The sequence below is a fragment of the Streptomyces sp. NPDC058308 genome, assembly GCF_042880275.1.
GTDB lineage: Bacteria > Actinomycetota > Actinomycetes > Streptomycetales > Streptomycetaceae > Streptomyces.
Map to the genome: position 1 here is coordinate 82,730 of NZ_JBHVZA010000008.1, position 14,735 is coordinate 97,464.

15 protein-coding genes are annotated in these 14,735 nt (G+C 69.8%); 8 read left to right on the plus strand and 7 right to left on the minus strand.

Annotated features, from left to right (window positions below):
• Window positions 1–7: 7 nt before the first annotated feature.
• Window positions 8–922, plus strand: a complete 915-nt coding sequence (locus ACFVYL_RS13475; protein ID WP_389715207.1) for a 1-aminocyclopropane-1-carboxylate deaminase/D-cysteine desulfhydrase — start codon at window positions 8–10, stop codon at window positions 920–922.
• Window positions 923–948: 26 nt separating this feature from the next.
• On the opposite strand, the gene ACFVYL_RS13480 is transcribed toward ACFVYL_RS13475, so the two are convergent.
• Window positions 949–2,547, minus strand: a complete 1,599-nt coding sequence (locus tag ACFVYL_RS13480; protein WP_389715208.1) for a Na+/H+ antiporter — start codon at window positions 2,545–2,547, stop codon at window positions 949–951.
• Between the two features lie 45 nt (window positions 2,548–2,592).
• Here ACFVYL_RS13480 and ACFVYL_RS13485 point away from each other — a divergent pair, with 45 nt between their 5' ends.
• From ACFVYL_RS13485 to ACFVYL_RS13495, 3 genes are all read left to right on the plus strand, one after another.
• The gene (locus tag ACFVYL_RS13485; protein WP_355802944.1) at window positions 2,593–2,853 is read left to right on the plus strand and encodes a UBP-type zinc finger domain-containing protein; all 261 of its coding nucleotides are present in this window, start codon (window positions 2,593–2,595) and stop codon (window positions 2,851–2,853) included.
• Between the two features lie 246 nt (window positions 2,854–3,099).
• A complete protein-coding gene (locus ACFVYL_RS13490; protein WP_030780840.1) occupies window positions 3,100–3,513 on the plus strand; it encodes an anti-sigma regulatory factor in 414 nt (137 codons plus the stop codon).
• Entirely contained in the window at window positions 3,510–4,538 is a 1,029-nt protein-coding gene (locus tag ACFVYL_RS13495) for an RNA polymerase sigma factor SigF (protein ID WP_389715210.1), read from the plus strand. Before ACFVYL_RS13490 ends, ACFVYL_RS13495 begins: the two co-directional genes overlap by 4 nt.
• A gap of 117 nt (window positions 4,539–4,655) precedes the next feature.
• Here ACFVYL_RS13495 and ACFVYL_RS13500 read toward each other — a convergent pair whose 3' ends face one another.
• The gene (locus tag ACFVYL_RS13500) at window positions 4,656–5,114 is read right to left on the minus strand and encodes a hypothetical protein (protein WP_389715212.1); all 459 of its coding nucleotides are present in this window, start codon (window positions 5,112–5,114) and stop codon (window positions 4,656–4,658) included.
• 80 nt (window positions 5,115–5,194) lie between these two features.
• Between ACFVYL_RS13500 and ACFVYL_RS13505 the strand changes: the two genes are divergently transcribed.
• Together ACFVYL_RS13505 and ACFVYL_RS13510 are read left to right on the plus strand one after the other, a co-directional pair.
• The gene (locus ACFVYL_RS13505; protein ID WP_389715214.1) at window positions 5,195–6,163 is read left to right on the plus strand and encodes a diacylglycerol/lipid kinase family protein; all 969 of its coding nucleotides are present in this window, start codon (window positions 5,195–5,197) and stop codon (window positions 6,161–6,163) included.
• A gap of 316 nt (window positions 6,164–6,479) precedes the next feature.
• The gene (locus tag ACFVYL_RS13510; protein ID WP_016639615.1) at window positions 6,480–6,737 is read left to right on the plus strand and encodes a WhiB family transcriptional regulator; all 258 of its coding nucleotides are present in this window, start codon (window positions 6,480–6,482) and stop codon (window positions 6,735–6,737) included.
• A gap of 190 nt (window positions 6,738–6,927) precedes the next feature.
• On the opposite strand, the gene ACFVYL_RS13515 is transcribed toward ACFVYL_RS13510, so the two are convergent.
• Together ACFVYL_RS13515 and ACFVYL_RS13520 are read right to left on the minus strand one after the other, a co-directional pair.
• Window positions 6,928–8,394 (minus strand): sensor histidine kinase, encoded by a 1,467-nt coding sequence (locus ACFVYL_RS13515; RefSeq protein ID WP_389715418.1) that lies wholly within the window; start codon window positions 8,392–8,394, stop codon window positions 6,928–6,930.
• A 388-nt stretch (window positions 8,395–8,782) separates the two neighbouring features.
• Window positions 8,783–9,403: a TetR/AcrR family transcriptional regulator gene (locus ACFVYL_RS13520; protein WP_389715215.1), complete on the minus strand. Its 621-nt coding sequence runs from the start codon at window positions 9,401–9,403 to the stop codon at window positions 8,783–8,785.
• A gap of 93 nt (window positions 9,404–9,496) precedes the next feature.
• Between ACFVYL_RS13520 and ACFVYL_RS13525 the strand changes: the two genes are divergently transcribed.
• Window positions 9,497–10,255: an SDR family oxidoreductase gene (locus tag ACFVYL_RS13525; RefSeq protein WP_389715216.1), complete on the plus strand. Its 759-nt coding sequence runs from the start codon at window positions 9,497–9,499 to the stop codon at window positions 10,253–10,255.
• Between the two features lie 229 nt (window positions 10,256–10,484).
• Entirely contained in the window at window positions 10,485–11,270 is a 786-nt protein-coding gene (nagB, locus tag ACFVYL_RS13530; RefSeq protein WP_389715217.1) for a glucosamine-6-phosphate deaminase, read from the plus strand.
• A gap of 124 nt (window positions 11,271–11,394) precedes the next feature.
• On the opposite strand, the gene ACFVYL_RS13535 is transcribed toward nagB, so the two are convergent.
• From ACFVYL_RS13535 to ACFVYL_RS13545, 3 genes are read right to left on the minus strand one after another with little or no spacing between them, the layout of a single operon-like run.
• On the minus strand, window positions 11,395–12,891 hold the full coding sequence (locus ACFVYL_RS13535; protein WP_389715219.1) for a glycoside hydrolase family 3 protein: 1,497 nt from the start codon (window positions 12,889–12,891) through the stop codon (window positions 11,395–11,397).
• 8 nt (window positions 12,892–12,899) lie between these two features.
• Window positions 12,900–13,730 (minus strand): carbohydrate ABC transporter permease, encoded by an 831-nt coding sequence (locus tag ACFVYL_RS13540; protein ID WP_389715221.1) that lies wholly within the window; start codon window positions 13,728–13,730, stop codon window positions 12,900–12,902.
• Window positions 13,727–14,707 carry a carbohydrate ABC transporter permease gene (locus tag ACFVYL_RS13545; protein ID WP_389715223.1) on the minus strand — a complete coding sequence of 327 codons (981 nt, stop codon included), beginning with the start codon at window positions 14,705–14,707 and terminating at the stop codon, window positions 13,727–13,729. The genes ACFVYL_RS13540 and ACFVYL_RS13545 overlap by 4 nt, the downstream gene beginning before the upstream one ends.
• Window positions 14,708–14,735: the final 28 nt, after the last annotated feature.

The window sequence follows — 14,735 nt, forward strand, 5'->3', positions numbered from 1 at the left end:
TGGCGGGGTGTGTCCCACCCCGCCCGCAGGCCTGCGCCCCCGACTGCCGTCCCCGTTGCAGCCCATAGAGGACGACCGTTTCGCCCGGCGCGGCGTACGGCTGCTGCTCAAGCGCGACGACCTGATCCACCCCGACCTGCCGGGCAACAAGTACCGCAAGCTCGTCCTGAACCTGCGGGCCGCGGCCGACGCGGGCCACGACACCCTCCTCACCTTCGGCGGCGCCTACTCCAACCACCTGCGCGCCACCGCCGCGGCGGGCCGTCTCCTGGGCTTCGCCACGATCGGCGTCGTCCGTGGCGACGAACTCGCCGGGCGCCCCCTGAACCCGTCCCTGACGCGCTGCGCGGCCGACGGCATGCGCCTGCACTTCGTCGACCGGACGACGTACCGGCACAAGGCCGAACCCGGCACTCTGGCGGAGCTCCTGCGCGCGACGGACGCCCCGGACGCGTACGTGATCCCCGAGGGCGGCAGCAACAGCCTTGCCGTACGGGGCTGTACGGCGCTCGGCGGGGAGCTGCGCGAGCACACCGATGTGGCGGCCGTGGCGTGCGGCACGGGCGGCACCCTCGCGGGTCTGGCCGCCGGCCTCGGCCCGGACCGTCACGCCCTCGGCATACCCGTCCTCAAGGGCGGCTTCCTGGGCGGCGACATAGCGGCCCTGCAGCGCCGGACGTTCGGCGAGCCGACCGCCAACTGGCACCTCGACGACCGCTTCCACTGCGGCGGCTACGCCCGTACCCCGCCCGAACTCATCGCCTTCGCCGAGGACTTCGAGGCCCGCCACGGCCGCGCGACCGGCCTCTTCGTGGAGCGGCTCTACGTCGCAAAGCTCCTGTACGCCCTGACCGCCCTCTCCGAAGAGGGTGCCTTCCGACCCGGCACCCGCCTCACCGCGGTCATCACCGGCACGGTGTAGGCCGCCAGTCCTCGCTCGGCCCTCGCTCAGTCCTCGATCTCCCGGTGGGCGGCGGCCTCCTCCAGGTCCAGCTTGCGCAGCAGCGTCCGCATCATCTCGTCGTCGATGCGCCGCTCGTCCCGCATCCTCACGAACACCTCGCGCTCCGCTTCGATCGCCTCGCGCGCCAGCCGGCGGTAGGTGTCGTCCGCCGACTCCCCGGTCACCGGGTTCGATTGGCCCAGTCGCTCCCACACGGAGTTGCGGCGCCGCTCCAGAACGGTGCGCAGACGGTCCTGGAGGGGCTCTGGCAGGCGATTGCGCTCGTCCCGCATGAGTTCCTCCACCCGCGCCTCCGCGGCCTGTGAGGCGGCGTTCTGCGCCTGCGCCTCCGCGAGCGTCTGCGCCTGCGCGTCACGGCCGGGCAGTTTCAGGACACGGATGAGCCACGGCAGCGAGAGGCCCTGCACGACGAGCGTGCCGATCACCGTGGTGAACGTCAGAAACAGGACAAGATTGCGCGCCGCGAAGGGCTGCCCGTCGTCCATGACGAGCGGGATGGAGAAGGCGATGGCGAGCGAGACGACGCCCCGCATCCCGGCCCAGCTGACGATCAGCGGCCGCCGCCAGTCCAGATCGCCCTCGCGCTCCCTGATCCGGGCCGACATCCCGCGCGGCAGATACGTCGCCGGGTACGACCACACGAAGCGCACCACGACGACGAAGACGAAGACCCCGACGGCGTACCAGACCGCCTGTCCCACGCTGTACTCGCCGAGCCCCTTGAGCACGACGGGCAGTTGCAGTCCGATGAGCGCGAACACCGTCGACTCCAGGATGAACGCGACGACCTTCCACACGGCCGCCTCCTGCAGCCGCGTCTCGAAGTCGACCTGCCAGGACCGGTGGCCCAGGTAGAGGGCGACGACGACCACGGCGAGCACTCCGGAGGCGCCGGCCTGTTCCGCGGCGGCGTACGCGACGAAGGGGATGAGCAACGACAGCGTGTTCTGCAGCATCGCCTCCTTCAGGTGGGTGCGCAGCCAGTGGATCGGCACCATGAGCAGCAGCCCGACGCCGACCCCGCCGACCGCCGCCATCAGGAACTCCCTGATGCCGCCCGCCCAGCTCGCGCCCTCGCCGACCGCCGCGGCGAGCGCCACCTTGTAGGCGGTGATCGCGGTCGCGTCGTTCACCAGGGACTCGCCCTGCAGGATCGTGGTGATCCGTGAGGGCAGCCCCACCCGGCGCGCGACGGCGGTCGCCGCGACCGCGTCCGGGGGCGCGATCACGGCGCCCAGGACGAGTGCGGCGGTCAGCGGCAGGTCGGGGATGAGCAGGTACGCGAGCCAGCCGACGGCGACCGTGGCGAACAGGACGTACCCGACGGAGAGCAGGGCGACGGGCCTGAGGTTGGCGCGCAGGTCCAGGTAGGAGCTCTCCAGGGCAGCCGTGTGCAGCAGCGGGGGCAGGATCAGCGGCAGCACGATGTGCGGGTCGAGGTGGTAGTCGGGCACCCCGGGGACGTACGAGGCGATGAGTCCCACCCCCACCAGGAGCAGCGGTGCCGGCACGGGCGTCCTGCGCGCCGCCCCCGCCACCACGGCGCTCGCCGCGATCAGTGCCACCAGGGGCAATACATCCATCGCCGGACTCTCCCACCCTCCGCGTTCCGTCGTAACCTGGCAATCATGAACGAGTGCCCGCACGTCGCCGCGCTGCCGCACCCCGAGGTGTCACCGCTGAGCGAAACGTGTCTCGAGTGCCAGGCGGCCGGCAGTCACCCGGTCCAGCTCCGGCTCTGTCTGGAGTGCGGGCACGTCGGCTGCTGCGACTCATCGCCCTTCCAGCACGCGACGGCGCACTTCAAGGAGACCTCACACCCAGTGATGAGGACCTTCGAGCCGGGCGAGAGCTGGCGCTGGTGCTTCGTGGACGGTTCGATCGTCTGACGCCTGGGTACGTCAACCCGGCACCCGTTCTTTCCAATTGGGCCTGCGCAACCCCTAGCCACTGTCCGTACTCATAGGCTTACTATGAGTGACAGCATCGGGTGGGGCCCCCGGGACACGGAACTGGGGAGCGCGGTAGCGTCACCGCAGAAAGAAGTGGTGCGTTACCCGTGTGACGCAGTCCGGACCACCGCTGGACGTTGGGTCCGGAACCCCGAAAGTGCTTGTACCACCTTGGAGGTGAGGGTGTCCCAGATCGCAGGCGAGCCCGGGAATCAGGACTTCGTAGAGGTCCGTCTTCCGGCTGCGGGTGCCTACCTGTCTGTGCTGCGGACGGCGACCGCCGGCCTCGCGGCGCGTTTGGACTTCACTCTCGACGAGATCGAGGACCTCCGTATCGCGGTCGACGAAGCCTGCGCGATCCTGCTCCAGCAGGCCGTGCCCGGCTCCGTGCTCAGCTGCGTCTTCCGCCTCGTCGACGACTCGTTGGAGGTGACGGTCTCGGCGCCCACGACCGACGGCCGGGCCCCGGAGCGGGACACCTTCGCCTGGACTGTGCTGTCGGCCCTCGCGGGCCAGGTCGACTCCACCGTCGCCGAGGACAACACCGTCTCGATCAGTCTCTACAAGAAGCGCGGCGCGGGACCCGGGCCGGCGTGAGGAACGGGGACGGGCCGGTGCGGGACGAAGAGCGCGGCACACAGGGTCCACCCGCCGGCGGCAGGGAGGGGACGCGCCGCATGACCACCGGAATCCCCGAGCAGCAGGCCAAACCGCACCCTGAGGAACCGGGCCCGGTTCCGCTCAGGGTGGCCGATGTGTCGGAGCAGGCAGAGCCGACCGCCAAGGACGAGTTCAAGCGGCTCTCCGGCCGGGGCGGCGGGCGACGGGTGGGAAACATGAGCGAGCACGAGCACAGCCGGCACGATCCACAGGACCGCAGCGGCGCACGCGCGATGTTCATCGAACTGCGTTCCCTGGCGGACGGCAGTCCGGAGTACGCCGAGCTGCGCAACAGGCTGGTCCGCATGCACCTGCCGCTCGTCGAGCACCTGGCCCGCCGCTTCCGCAACCGCGGCGAGCCCCTCGACGACCTCACCCAGGTCGCCACGATCGGGCTGATCAAGTCCGTGGACCGCTTCGACCCGGAGCGCGGCGTGGAGTTCTCCACGTACGCGACACCGACAGTCGTCGGCGAGATCAAGCGGCACTTCCGCGACAAGGGGTGGGCCGTCCGTGTCCCGCGGCGCCTTCAGGAGCTGCGTCTCGCGCTGACGACGGCGACGGCCGAGCTGTCGCAGCTGCACGGCCGCTCCCCCACCGTGCACGAGCTGGCCGAGAAACTGGCCATCTCCGAAGAGGAGGTCCTGGAGGGCCTGGAGTCGGCCAACGCCTACTCCACCCTGTCCCTGGACGTCCCCGACACGGACGACGAGTCGCCGGCCGTCGCGGACACCCTGGGCGCCGAGGACGAGGCCCTGGAGGGCGTCGAGTACCGCGAGTCGCTCAAGCCCCTCCTGGAGGACCTGCCCCCGCGCGAGAAGCGCATCCTGCTGCTGCGCTTCTTCGGCAACATGACCCAGTCGCAGATCGCGCAGGAGGTCGGCATCTCCCAGATGCACGTCTCCCGCCTGCTGGCGCGGACGCTCGCGCAGCTGCGGGAAAAGCTGTTGGTCGAGGAGTAGTCACTCCCCGTAGTCGCCCTCGGGCAGTCGCAGTAGTCACCCTCGGGTGGTCACTCCTTGTAACCGCTCCCGCAGGGGCGCTCCCCGCGGTCACTTCCTCTACTGGGCGCGTACCCGCTACTTCTGATCCTGAACGTTGCCGGGGCCCTGGATGCCGAGGGCCTCGGTCGTCGCCGGATTGATCAGGAGCACGAGCGAGGCGACGGCCGCGATGGCCAGGACGATGCCGGCCGGGATCGCCACGCTGTCGGCCTGCAGCATCTGCCAGGCCACCGGAAGCGCCATGATCTGCGTGATGATCGCGGGCCCGCGGCTCCAGCGGCGCAGCTTCATCAGTCCGCGTGCGGCGAGCAGCGGAAGCAGCGCGAGGACGATCAGCGTGATGCCGCCCGTCTCGGCCTGCCGGGCGTCGTCGGGCGATCCCGCGAGACCCATCGCAAGCATGTACACGCCCCCGGCGAGGAGGGCGAGACCCTCCAGTGCGACCAGGGCTGCGGCGGCGGTCACCCGCGCGGGTCGGGGGCCCGGCTCGGGCGACTCCGGGGTTTCGGGGGTGGTTTTCCGCTCAGTACTCACCCCAGCAGGGTAGCTCCGGGTGCCCTCGCCCCGGCACCTCGGTCTAGGCCGGGTAAAGACGGCTAGGTAGTCTGCTGCGCATGCGTGCACTCCTCGTGGTCAACCCGGCGGCAACCACCACCAGTGCGCGTACGCGTGATGTGCTGGTCCACGCCCTGGCGAGCGAGATGAAGCTCGACGCGGTCACCACGGAGTACCGCGGGCACGCCAGAGACCTCGGCCGGCAGGCCGCGGAGAGCAAGGACATCGAGCTGGTGGTCGCACTCGGCGGCGACGGCACCGTCAACGAAGTCGTCAACGGACTGCTGCACCACGGCCCCGATCCGGACCGCCTGCCCCGCCTGGCCGTCGTCCCCGGCGGCTCCACCAACGTCTTCGCGCGGGCCCTGGGGCTGCCGAACGACGCCGTGGAGGCCACCGGCGCCCTCCTGGACGCCCTGCGCGAGGGAAGTGAGCGCACGGTGGGCCTGGGCATCGCGGGCGGCACACCCGGCACGGAGGACGAAGCCGTGCCCTCGCGCTGGTTCACGTTCTGTGCGGGCCTCGGTTTCGACGGCGGTGTCGTCGGCAGGGTCGAACAGCAGCGCGAACTCGGCCGCCGCTCGACACACGCCCTTTATGTGCGCCAGGTGCTCCGTCAGTTCATCGACGAGCCGCACCGCAGGCACGGAATGATCACCCTGGAGCGGCCCGGCGAGGACCCGGTGACCGACCTGGTGATGTCGATAGTCTGCAACACCTCGCCCTACTCCTACCTGGGCAATCGCCCCCTGTACGCCTCCCCGCAGGCCTCCTTCGACACGGGTCTGGACGTCCTCGGCCTGAAGAAGCTCTCCACTGCGGCGGTGGCGCGTTACGGCACTCAGCTGCTGACGTCGACGCCGGATCGCGGACCGCACGGTAAGCACGCGGTTACGCTCCACGACCTCACGGACTTCACCTTGCAATCGAAGGTGCCCCTGCCCCTCCAGATGGACGGCGACCACTTGGGGCTGCGGACGAGCGTGACGTTCACAGGCGTACGCCGTGCACTGCGTGTGATTGTGTGAGTAGAAGGGCCTAAAGTCCTTTCACTCGAACGTTTAGGCCAGGGTCCACCCCATAGAAGTACGGCTGTGACCCAGCCGACACTGAGGAATCAAAAAAAACTTTCCTGAAGGGGTTGTATCCGCCGCCGAGGTTTGCGAATCTCTACATGGCGATCGGGACGGCCCGCAACATCGGCCCCACAGAGAGCCAGAACCCCTCCTCCACCACAGGTCCACACCAGGCAACTGGGCGTCGGCCCTTCCCGTGCGGGGGGATTCGTGAAAGCGTTCACATTCACAAGCAACCTGCATGTAATACCAAGGAGAGGTAGCAGCCATGGACTGGCGTCACAACGCCGTTTGCCGCGAGGAAGACCCCGAGCTCTTCTTCCCCATCGGCAACACCGGTCCTGCGCTGCTGCAGATCGAGGAAGCCAAGGCCGTCTGCCGCCGCTGCCCCGTCATGGAGCAGTGCCTGCAGTGGGCGCTCGAGTCCGGCCAGGACTCCGGCGTCTGGGGTGGCCTCAGCGAGGACGAGCGCCGCGCAATGAAGCGCCGCGCCGCTCGCAACCGTGCACGCCAGGCCAGCGCCTGACGTTCACGCCCCCCACGAGCCTGAGCTTGGCGGCGCGTACAGCGAGTACGCAACTCCCGCCCCCGAGCCGCAGCCGCGCAGTACCCCCGATGCGCATCGCAACGTGAGCAGTGAGCCCCGGACCCATGGGTCCGGGGCTCACTGCTTTCGTCTGTCCGGCCGCCGGCGCCCGCCCGGCCGTTTGCCGCTGCTACTTGTCGCCGCGGACCGGAATGTCGAGGACGACCTGCGTGCCGCGCTCCGGTGCACGGACCATGTCGAAGGTGCCGCCCAACTCGCCCTCGACGAGCGTGCGGACGATCTGCAGGCCGAGATTGCCCGAGCGGTGCGGGTCGAAGCCCTCGGGAAGTCCGACGCCGTCGTCCTGGACCGTGATCAGCAGTCGCGCTTCCTTGGTGGTGCCGCCCCGCACGGCGGACACCTCGACCGTGCCGGTGTCCCCCTCGCGGAAGCCGTGCTCGAGCGCGTTCTGCAGGATTTCCGTGAGCACCATCGACAGCGGCGTCGCGACCTCCGCGTCGAGGATCCCGAAGCGGCCTGTGCGCCGGCCCGTGACCTTGCCGGGTGAGATCTCGGCGACCATCGCGAGCACGCGGTCGGCGATCTCGTCGAACTCCACGCGCTCGTCCAGGTTCTGGGAGAGCGTCTCGTGGACGATGGCGATGGAGCCCACCCGGCGCACCGCCTCCTCCAGGGCCTCGCGGCCCGTGGCGGAGTCGATGCGGCGGGCCTGCAGGCGCAACAGCGCGGCGACCGTCTGGAGGTTGTTCTTCACCCGGTGGTGGATCTCCCGGATGGTGGCGTCCTTGGTGATCAACTCCCGCTCGCGGCGGCGGAGTTCGGTGACGTCCCGCAGGAGGACGAGCGATCCGATGCGGGGGCCCTTGGGCTTGAGCGGGATCGCGCGCAGCTGGATCACGCCGTCGCCGCCCTCGATCTCGAACTCGCGCGGCGCCCAGCCGCTCGCGAGCTTGGCCAGGGCCTCGTCCACCGGGCCGCGGGACGGGGCGAGTTCGGCCGTCGCGGTGCCGAGGTGGTGGCCGACGAGATCGGACGCGAGGCCGAGACGGTGGTACGCGGAGAGGGCGTTCGGCGACGCGTACTGCACGACGCCGTCGGCGTCGAGACGCACCAGACCGTCGCCCACGCGCGGGGAGGCGTCCATGTCGACCTGCTGCCCCGGGAAGGGGAACGATCCTGCGGCGATCATCTGCGCGAGATCGGATGCCGACTGGAGGTAGGTCAGCTCCAGCCGCGACGGTGTGCGCACGGTCAGCAGGTTGGTGTTGCGGGCGATGACGCCCAGGACGCGCCCTTCCCAGCGTACGGGAATGGACTCGACGCGCACCGGGACCTCTTCGCGCCACTCCGGGTCGCCCTCGCGCACGATGCGCCCCTCGTCCAGGGCGGCGTCGAGGAGAGGCCGGCGGCCGCGCGGCACGAGGTGGCCGACCATGTCGTCGTGGTAGGAGGTGGGGCCGGTGTTGGGCCGCATCTGCGCCACGGAGACGTAGCGGGTCCCGTCGCGCGTGGGGACCCAGAGCACCAGGTCGGCGAAGGAGAGGTCGGAGAGCAGCTGCCACTCCGAGACCAGCAGGTGCAGCCACTCGAGGGCGGAGTCGCCGAGGGCGGTGTGCTGGCGTACGAGGTCGTTCATGGAGGGCACGTGTGCGAGCGTACCTTTCGCTTCCGGCGGGTCCGCTCCGTGGAGTTCCCGGCGGGAGACCGGGCGAGGCGGGCGGGCTCCGGCGTTCCCGACGAGCCGCGGCGCCAGGGCGGGACCCTCAACCCGCCCACGGCACCGCAGCCCTTCAGGTGCATCGGCCGCCAGAATGTGCGGTACTGAACAGCCGATCGGGAGGATCCGACGCGGTCAGGGCAGAGAGCGCCGGTTCCTCGATCCGCTCTCCTGTGCGGGAAGAGCGGAGGCTTTACCCACGCATTGTGGACTAGACCATTCTCCCATGTCTACGCGTCTACAGATGTTTGTCGTTGTCTCTTTCTCCGACGCGTGGGTGAGGCGCGGACTCGACCGGATCCGACGCTCAGGCCCCATTCTCCACCGGGGTCTGCGCCTGCGGCCACGCCTGCATGGCGAGATCGGCCACCGCTTCGAGGTCGGCTCTGGTGGCGCCGTCCCTGGCCTGCTGCGACATCCCCTGAAAGACGGCCGCCGTGTAACGGGCGAGGGCGGCGGGGTCGGTGTCGCCGGGCAGTTCCCCCGCCGCGACGGCCGCGCGGATACGGGACTCGATGCCCGCCACATTGGCGTTCCGCCGCTCGCGCAGGGCCTCCTCCACCTCCGGCGTCGTGCAGTTGGCGGCCGCCGAGATGACGAGGCAGCCGCGGGGATGGCTCGGGTCGGTGAACTCGGCCGCGGCCTCGCGCAGCATCCGTGACACGGCGCCGCGCGCCGTCGGCTCCTCGTCGAAGGCACGGCCACCGAAGGACCCGTGAGTGAGGCGGTACCGCACCACGACCTCGTCGAAGAGGCTGCGCTTGTCGCCGAAGGCGGCGTAGAGGCTGGGCGCGCCGATCCCCATGACGCGCGTCAGATCGGAGACCGAGGTCCCCTCGTACCCATGCTCCCAGAAGGCGCGGATCGCCTGCTCCAACGCCGTGTCGCGGTCGAAGGAGCGGGGGCGGCCGCGCTGTTTCGTCGCCATGGAGTGAATTGTATAGCGGGCGCTAGTAAATGGTGCCGGGGTCGGGTACGGTCTTTTCTGTAGCGACCACTAGAGAAAGAGGGGGCGCCTGACATGAGTGCGTCTACGGGCAGGCTTGCGGGGAAGACGGCGCTGGTCACGGGCGGGAGCCGGGGCATCGGTCGAGGTATCGCCGAGCGGCTCGGGCGGGACGGTGCACGGGTGGCCGTGCACTACGGCAGCAATGAGGTGGCCGCGAAGGAGACGGTCGCCACGATCGAGGCGGCGGGCGGGTCCGCCTTCGCGATCGGCGCGGAGCTGGGGGTGCCCGGCGACGCCGAGGCGCTCTGGTCGGAGTTCGACCGGCACGCGGACGGCCTGGACATCCTGGTGAACAACGCGGGCATCGGCCTGTACAGCCAGGTGGGAGAGGTCCAGGAGGAGGATTACGACCGGGTGTTCGCGGTCAACGCCAAGGCACTCTTCTTCGTCACGCAGAAGGGGCTCGGCCGGCTGCGCGACGGCGGCCGGATCATCAACATCTCCTCCGGTGTCACCCGGATCGCCTTCCCGATCACCATCGCGTACTCGATGACGAAGGGCGCGGTGAACGTCTTCACCCACACGCTGGCGCAGGAACTGGGCCCGCGTGGGATCACGGTCAACGCGGTGGCGCCGGGGATCATCCAGACGGAAATGATGGACGGGCTCCCCGGAGGACAGCAGGCGGAGATGGCGGGGTACTCGGCCTTCAACCGGATAGGACAGCCCGCCGACGTGGCGGACATCGTCGCCTTCGTCTCCTCGGACGACGCCCGCTGGATCACCGGGCAGTACATCGACGCGACGGGCGGGTCGGTGCTTGGGGTGTGACGGCGGCGGCCGGAGAGGCCGGTCACGCGGAGCCGGGCCCGGCCCGCGCGGGGGGTGCTGTCCGACGGGAATGGTTCGACGGGCGGAGGCGGTGGGGAGGGCCGAGCATGGACTGGAGGAATCGACCGTTCTGGCGGCACAGCTCTGCTAGATTGGTCTATACCACCAGTCCTTGGGAGTCCCCCTCACTCCTCCCGCAGTCCACCCTCTCCAGATCGGCAGGCCCAGCGTGGAAGTTGTCATCGTCCCGGACGCCAAGGCAGGCGGCGAGCTCATCGCGGAGGCCATGGCCGCCCTGGTGCGCCGTAAGCCTGACGCCCTGCTCGGTGTCGCCACCGGGTCCACCCCGCTGCCCATCTACGAAGCGCTGGCCGCCAAGGTCGCCGCCGGTTCCGTGGACGCCTCGCGTGCGCGCATCTGCCAGCTCGACGAGTACGTGGGGCTGCCCACGGGACACCCCGAGTCGTACCGCTCCGTCGTCCTGCGTGAGGTCGTCGAGCCGCTCGGGCTGAGCGAGGCCTCCTTCATGGGTCCGGACGGCAGTGCCGAGGACGTGCAGGCGGCGTGCGTGGCGTACGACAAGGCGCTCGCCGAGGCGGGGGGCGTCGACCTCCAGCTGCTGGGGATCGGCACGGACGGGCACATCGGGTTCAACGAGCCGTGCTCGTCGCTCGCTTCGCGTACGCGGATCAAGACGCTGACGGAGCAGACGCGGGTGGACAACGCGCGCTTCTTCGACGGGGACATCGACCAGGTCCCCCACCACGTGATCACCCAGGGGATCGGGACGATCCTGGAGGCGCGGCACCTGGTGCTGCTCGCCACGGGGGAGGGCAAGGCGGACGCGGTGGCCGCGACGGTCGAGGGTCCTGTCGCCTCGGTCGTGCCCGCCTCCGCGCTGCAGCTGCACCCGCACGCCACGGTCGTCGTGGACGAGGCCGCCGCCTCCAAGCTGAAGCTGGCGGACTACTTCCGGCACACGTACGCGGACAAGCCCGACTGGCAGGGTCTGTAAGCGAGTTCGGCTACGGGTTCGGATCGGATACGGCTTCGGATACGAAAGGGGCGCCCCTGCTCGGGGGCGCCCCTTTGTCTTACTGGTTTGCCGGTTTGCCGGTTTGCCCGGTGCGGCTCGTGCGTCAGGCTCCCGTGACGGCTTCCGCCGCCGCCTCGCCGCACACGCGCGACGCGCCCCGCGTGGCGATGTGGATCGCGCCGGTGGGGGCGGACTGCGGGACGCCCATCTCGACGACGACCGTGTCAGGGCGGGCCGAGACGAGCGTGGTCAGGGCATCGGCCATCCACCCGTGACGGTGGGCGTCGCGGACCACGGCCACGATGCGGCGCTCCCCCGCCGCCGCGAGGGCCCGGTCGCCCGAACCGTCGCCGGAGAAGGTGCCCGACGTCGTGCCGGGGAAGCGGCGTGCCAGCTCGGCGGTCACGCCCCAGGGGGTCTCGTCGCCGACCGCGATGTTCGGGACCGGGGAGAAGGTGGCGACGTAGGGGGCCTCGCTGACCGGGGCCGCGTAGGTGGCGCCGCGGGTGACCGTCAGGGCGCGGCGGGCCGCGACCAGTCCGATCCCGGTGTCGGGCACGCCCCCCGAGAGATCGGTCGCGCCCGACACCGAGGTCCAGCCCGCCAGGGCGCGCACGCGGTCGGCCGCCTCGGCGAGCCGCTCCTCGGGCAGTTCGCCCGAGCGCACCGCGGCGACGAAGGCGTCCCGCAGCCGCAGCACGGTCCCCTCGTCCGAGGGGCCGCCGCCCGTGCAGATCGCGTCGGCGCCGGCGGCGACGGCGAGGACACAGCCGCGCTCGAAGCCGTACGTACCGGCGATCGCCTGCATGTCCATGCCGTCGGTGACGATGAGCCCCTCGTAGCCGAACTCCTCGCGGAGCAGGCCGGTCAGGATGCGGCGGGAGAGGGTTCCGGGGTTGTCCGGGTCCAGGGCCGGGGCCAGGACATGGGCGCTCATCACGGCCCGCGTGCCCACGGCGATCGCCGCGCGGAACGGCGCCAGGTCACGGGAGTTAAGGACGTCCCGGTCGACGTCGATGACCGGCACGGAGTGGTGCGAGTCGATCGCCGTGTCGCCGTGGCCCGGGAAGTGCTTGGCGGAGGTGGCGACGCCGGAGGACTGCATGCCCTCGACGTAGGCGGCCGTGTGCCGGGCGACCAGTTCGGGGTCCGTGCCGAAGGAACGTACGCCGATGACGGGGTTGTCGGGGTTGGCGTTGACGTCGGCCGAGGGCGCCCAGTTGAGGTTGACGCCGCAGGCGGCCAGGCGGCGGCCGAGGTCGGCGGCCACCTCGCGGGTGAGCGCGGTGTCGTCGACGGCGCCGAGCGCGTGGTTGCCCGGGTAGGAGGAGCCCGTGCGCACCTCCAGGCGGGTGACGTCGCCGCTCTCCTCGTCGATGGCGATCAGGAGGTCGTCGCGCTCGGCCCGCAGCTGCGCGGTGAGGGCGGCCACCTGCTCGGCGGTCTGCACGTTGCGGCCGAACAGGCTGACGGAGGCGAGGCCTTCGCCGATCCGGCGGCGCAGCCAGTCCGGGGCGGCGGTGGTGCCGTCGAAGCCGGGCTGCAGGACGGCGAGGGCGTTGCGGGTGAGGGTGTCACCGGCGTGCGTGAGTGTCGTCATGTGCGGAGCTATCCCTTCACTGCGCCGTCGGTCAGGCCGCTGACGGCCCTGCGCTGCAGGAAGACGAAGAGGATGAGGATCGGGATGGCGAAGAGGGAGGAAGCGGCCATGATGGCGCCCCAGTCGTCGCCGTAGACAGACCGGAAGCCGCGGAGCCACACGGGCAGGGTCTGGGCGTCGGCATCCTTGTTGAGTACGAGGACCAGCGGGAACTCGTTCCAGGCGGTGATGAAACCGAAGAGCGACGTCGACATCAGACCGGGCGCGAGCAGCGGGAGGATCACCTTGCGGAAAGCCTGTATCCGGGAGCAGCCGTCGACCATGGCCGACTCCTCGAGCTCCCTGGGCACCGCGGCCACGAACCCGCGCAGCGTCAGGAGCGTGAAGGGCAGGATCATCACCATGTAGAACAGGGTCAGCGGCACCAGACTGTTCAACATGTCCGCGTCGCGCACGATCATGTAGACCGCGATGACCATGACTTCCCAGGGCGCCATCTGCGCGAGCATGAAGCCGATGATGAAACTGCGGCGCCCCTTGAACCGCATCCGGGCGAGCGCGAAGGCAGAGGCGAGACCGAGCACCATCGAGAGGAGCACCGCGCAGACGGTGACGGTGACCGAGTTGGCCACCAGGCTCCAGAAGTTGGGCGCGTCGACGGCCGTCTTGAAGTGCTGGAAAGTGGCGTCCGTGGGGAACCAGACCGGGTCCTCGCTGATGATGTCGCCGGTCGGCTTGAGGGCCGTGGCGAACATCCAGTAGACGGGGAAGACGAACCCGATGAAGAGGATGACCGCCGTGGCGTTGGGCCAGATCCGGCCGAAGAGTGAGCGCTTCACAGCTCGTCCTCCGATTGCTTGAGCACGATCCGCAGGTAGAACGAGGTCACGCCGAGCAGCACGAGGATGGTGAGCAGGGAGATCGCCGCGCCCATGCCGAAGTGCTGGTTGCCGATGCCTTCGATGTACGCGTAGACGGGCAGGATCTCGGTGAGCCGGTCGGGGCCGCCTTCGTTGAGCGCGAAGACCTGCGCGAACGCCTTGAAGACCCAGATGACTTCCAGGAACGTCGTCGCGTAGAGGAAGGGCCGCAGAAAGGGAAGCGTGACCTGGGTGAACTGCTTCCAGGCGCTGGCCCCGTCAAGGGAGGCGGCCTCGTACAGTTCCTTGGGGATGGTGGTCGTGGCGGCGTACAGGTTGATCGCCACGAAGGGGATCGACTGCCAGACGATCAGGACGAGCACCACGAAGAACGTGGAGTACTGGCTGCCGGTCCAGTTGTAGTCGGCCATCGAGTCGAAGCCGGCCTTGGCGAGCACCCAGTTGACGACACCGAAACGCTGCGCGAAAAGCCACTGATAGACGGTGGTCGCCGCGATGACCGGCATCGCCCACGCGAGTACGAGGCCCACCAGCAGGAACGTCCGCATCCGCTTGCTGAGGCGAGTGAGCAGCAGCCCGGTCAGGGTGCCGAGCAACATGATCAGTACGACGTTGGCCGCGGTGAAGACGATCGAGCGTCCGGTGACCCGCCAGAAGTCCTCACCGGTGAGGACCTCCTTGAAGTTGTCGATGCCGTTCCACTCGGTGAGATGCAGAATGAACTGCCTCATGTTGAGGTTCTGGAACGACAGCAGCCCGTTGTTGAGCAGCGGCCAGCCCAGCAGCAGCAGCGTGGCCGCGACTGCCGGAAGCAGGAGCAGATAGGGCGCGAAGGCTCCGGCTCTGCGGGATGCACGTGGCCCCCGCGGCCCGCCCCCATCCGTTTTCAGTACCTCCGTCGGGCCGGAGGGCGGCCGTTCGGTCTGCACGGTCATGCTCGCCATCTCTCTCGTTGGCCTGACA

Bases quoted from the DNA above. Each gene is read 5' to 3' on its own strand.
- ACFVYL_RS13480 (WP_389715208.1), bottom strand. From the start codon at position 2,547: ATGGATGTATTGCCCCTGGTGGCACTGATCGCGGCGAGCGCCGTGGTG.
- ACFVYL_RS13485 (WP_355802944.1), top strand. From the start codon at position 2,593: ATGAACGAGTGCCCGCACGTCGCCGCGCTGCCGCACCCCGAGGTGTCA.
- ACFVYL_RS13505 (WP_389715214.1), top strand. From the start codon at position 5,195: ATGCGTGCACTCCTCGTGGTCAACCCGGCGGCAACCACCACCAGTGCG.
- ACFVYL_RS13510 (WP_016639615.1), top strand. From the start codon at position 6,480: ATGGACTGGCGTCACAACGCCGTTTGCCGCGAGGAAGACCCCGAGCTC.
- ACFVYL_RS13515 (WP_389715418.1), bottom strand. From the start codon at position 8,394: ATGAACGACCTCGTACGCCAGCACACCGCCCTCGGCGACTCCGCCCTC.
- ACFVYL_RS13520 (WP_389715215.1), bottom strand. From the start codon at position 9,403: ATGGCGACGAAACAGCGCGGCCGCCCCCGCTCCTTCGACCGCGACACG.
- ACFVYL_RS13525 (WP_389715216.1), top strand. From the start codon at position 9,497: ATGAGTGCGTCTACGGGCAGGCTTGCGGGGAAGACGGCGCTGGTCACG.
- ACFVYL_RS13535 (WP_389715219.1), bottom strand. From the start codon at position 12,891: ATGACGACACTCACGCACGCCGGTGACACCCTCACCCGCAACGCCCTC.
- ACFVYL_RS13545 (WP_389715223.1), bottom strand. From the start codon at position 14,707: ATGACCGTGCAGACCGAACGGCCGCCCTCCGGCCCGACGGAGGTACTG.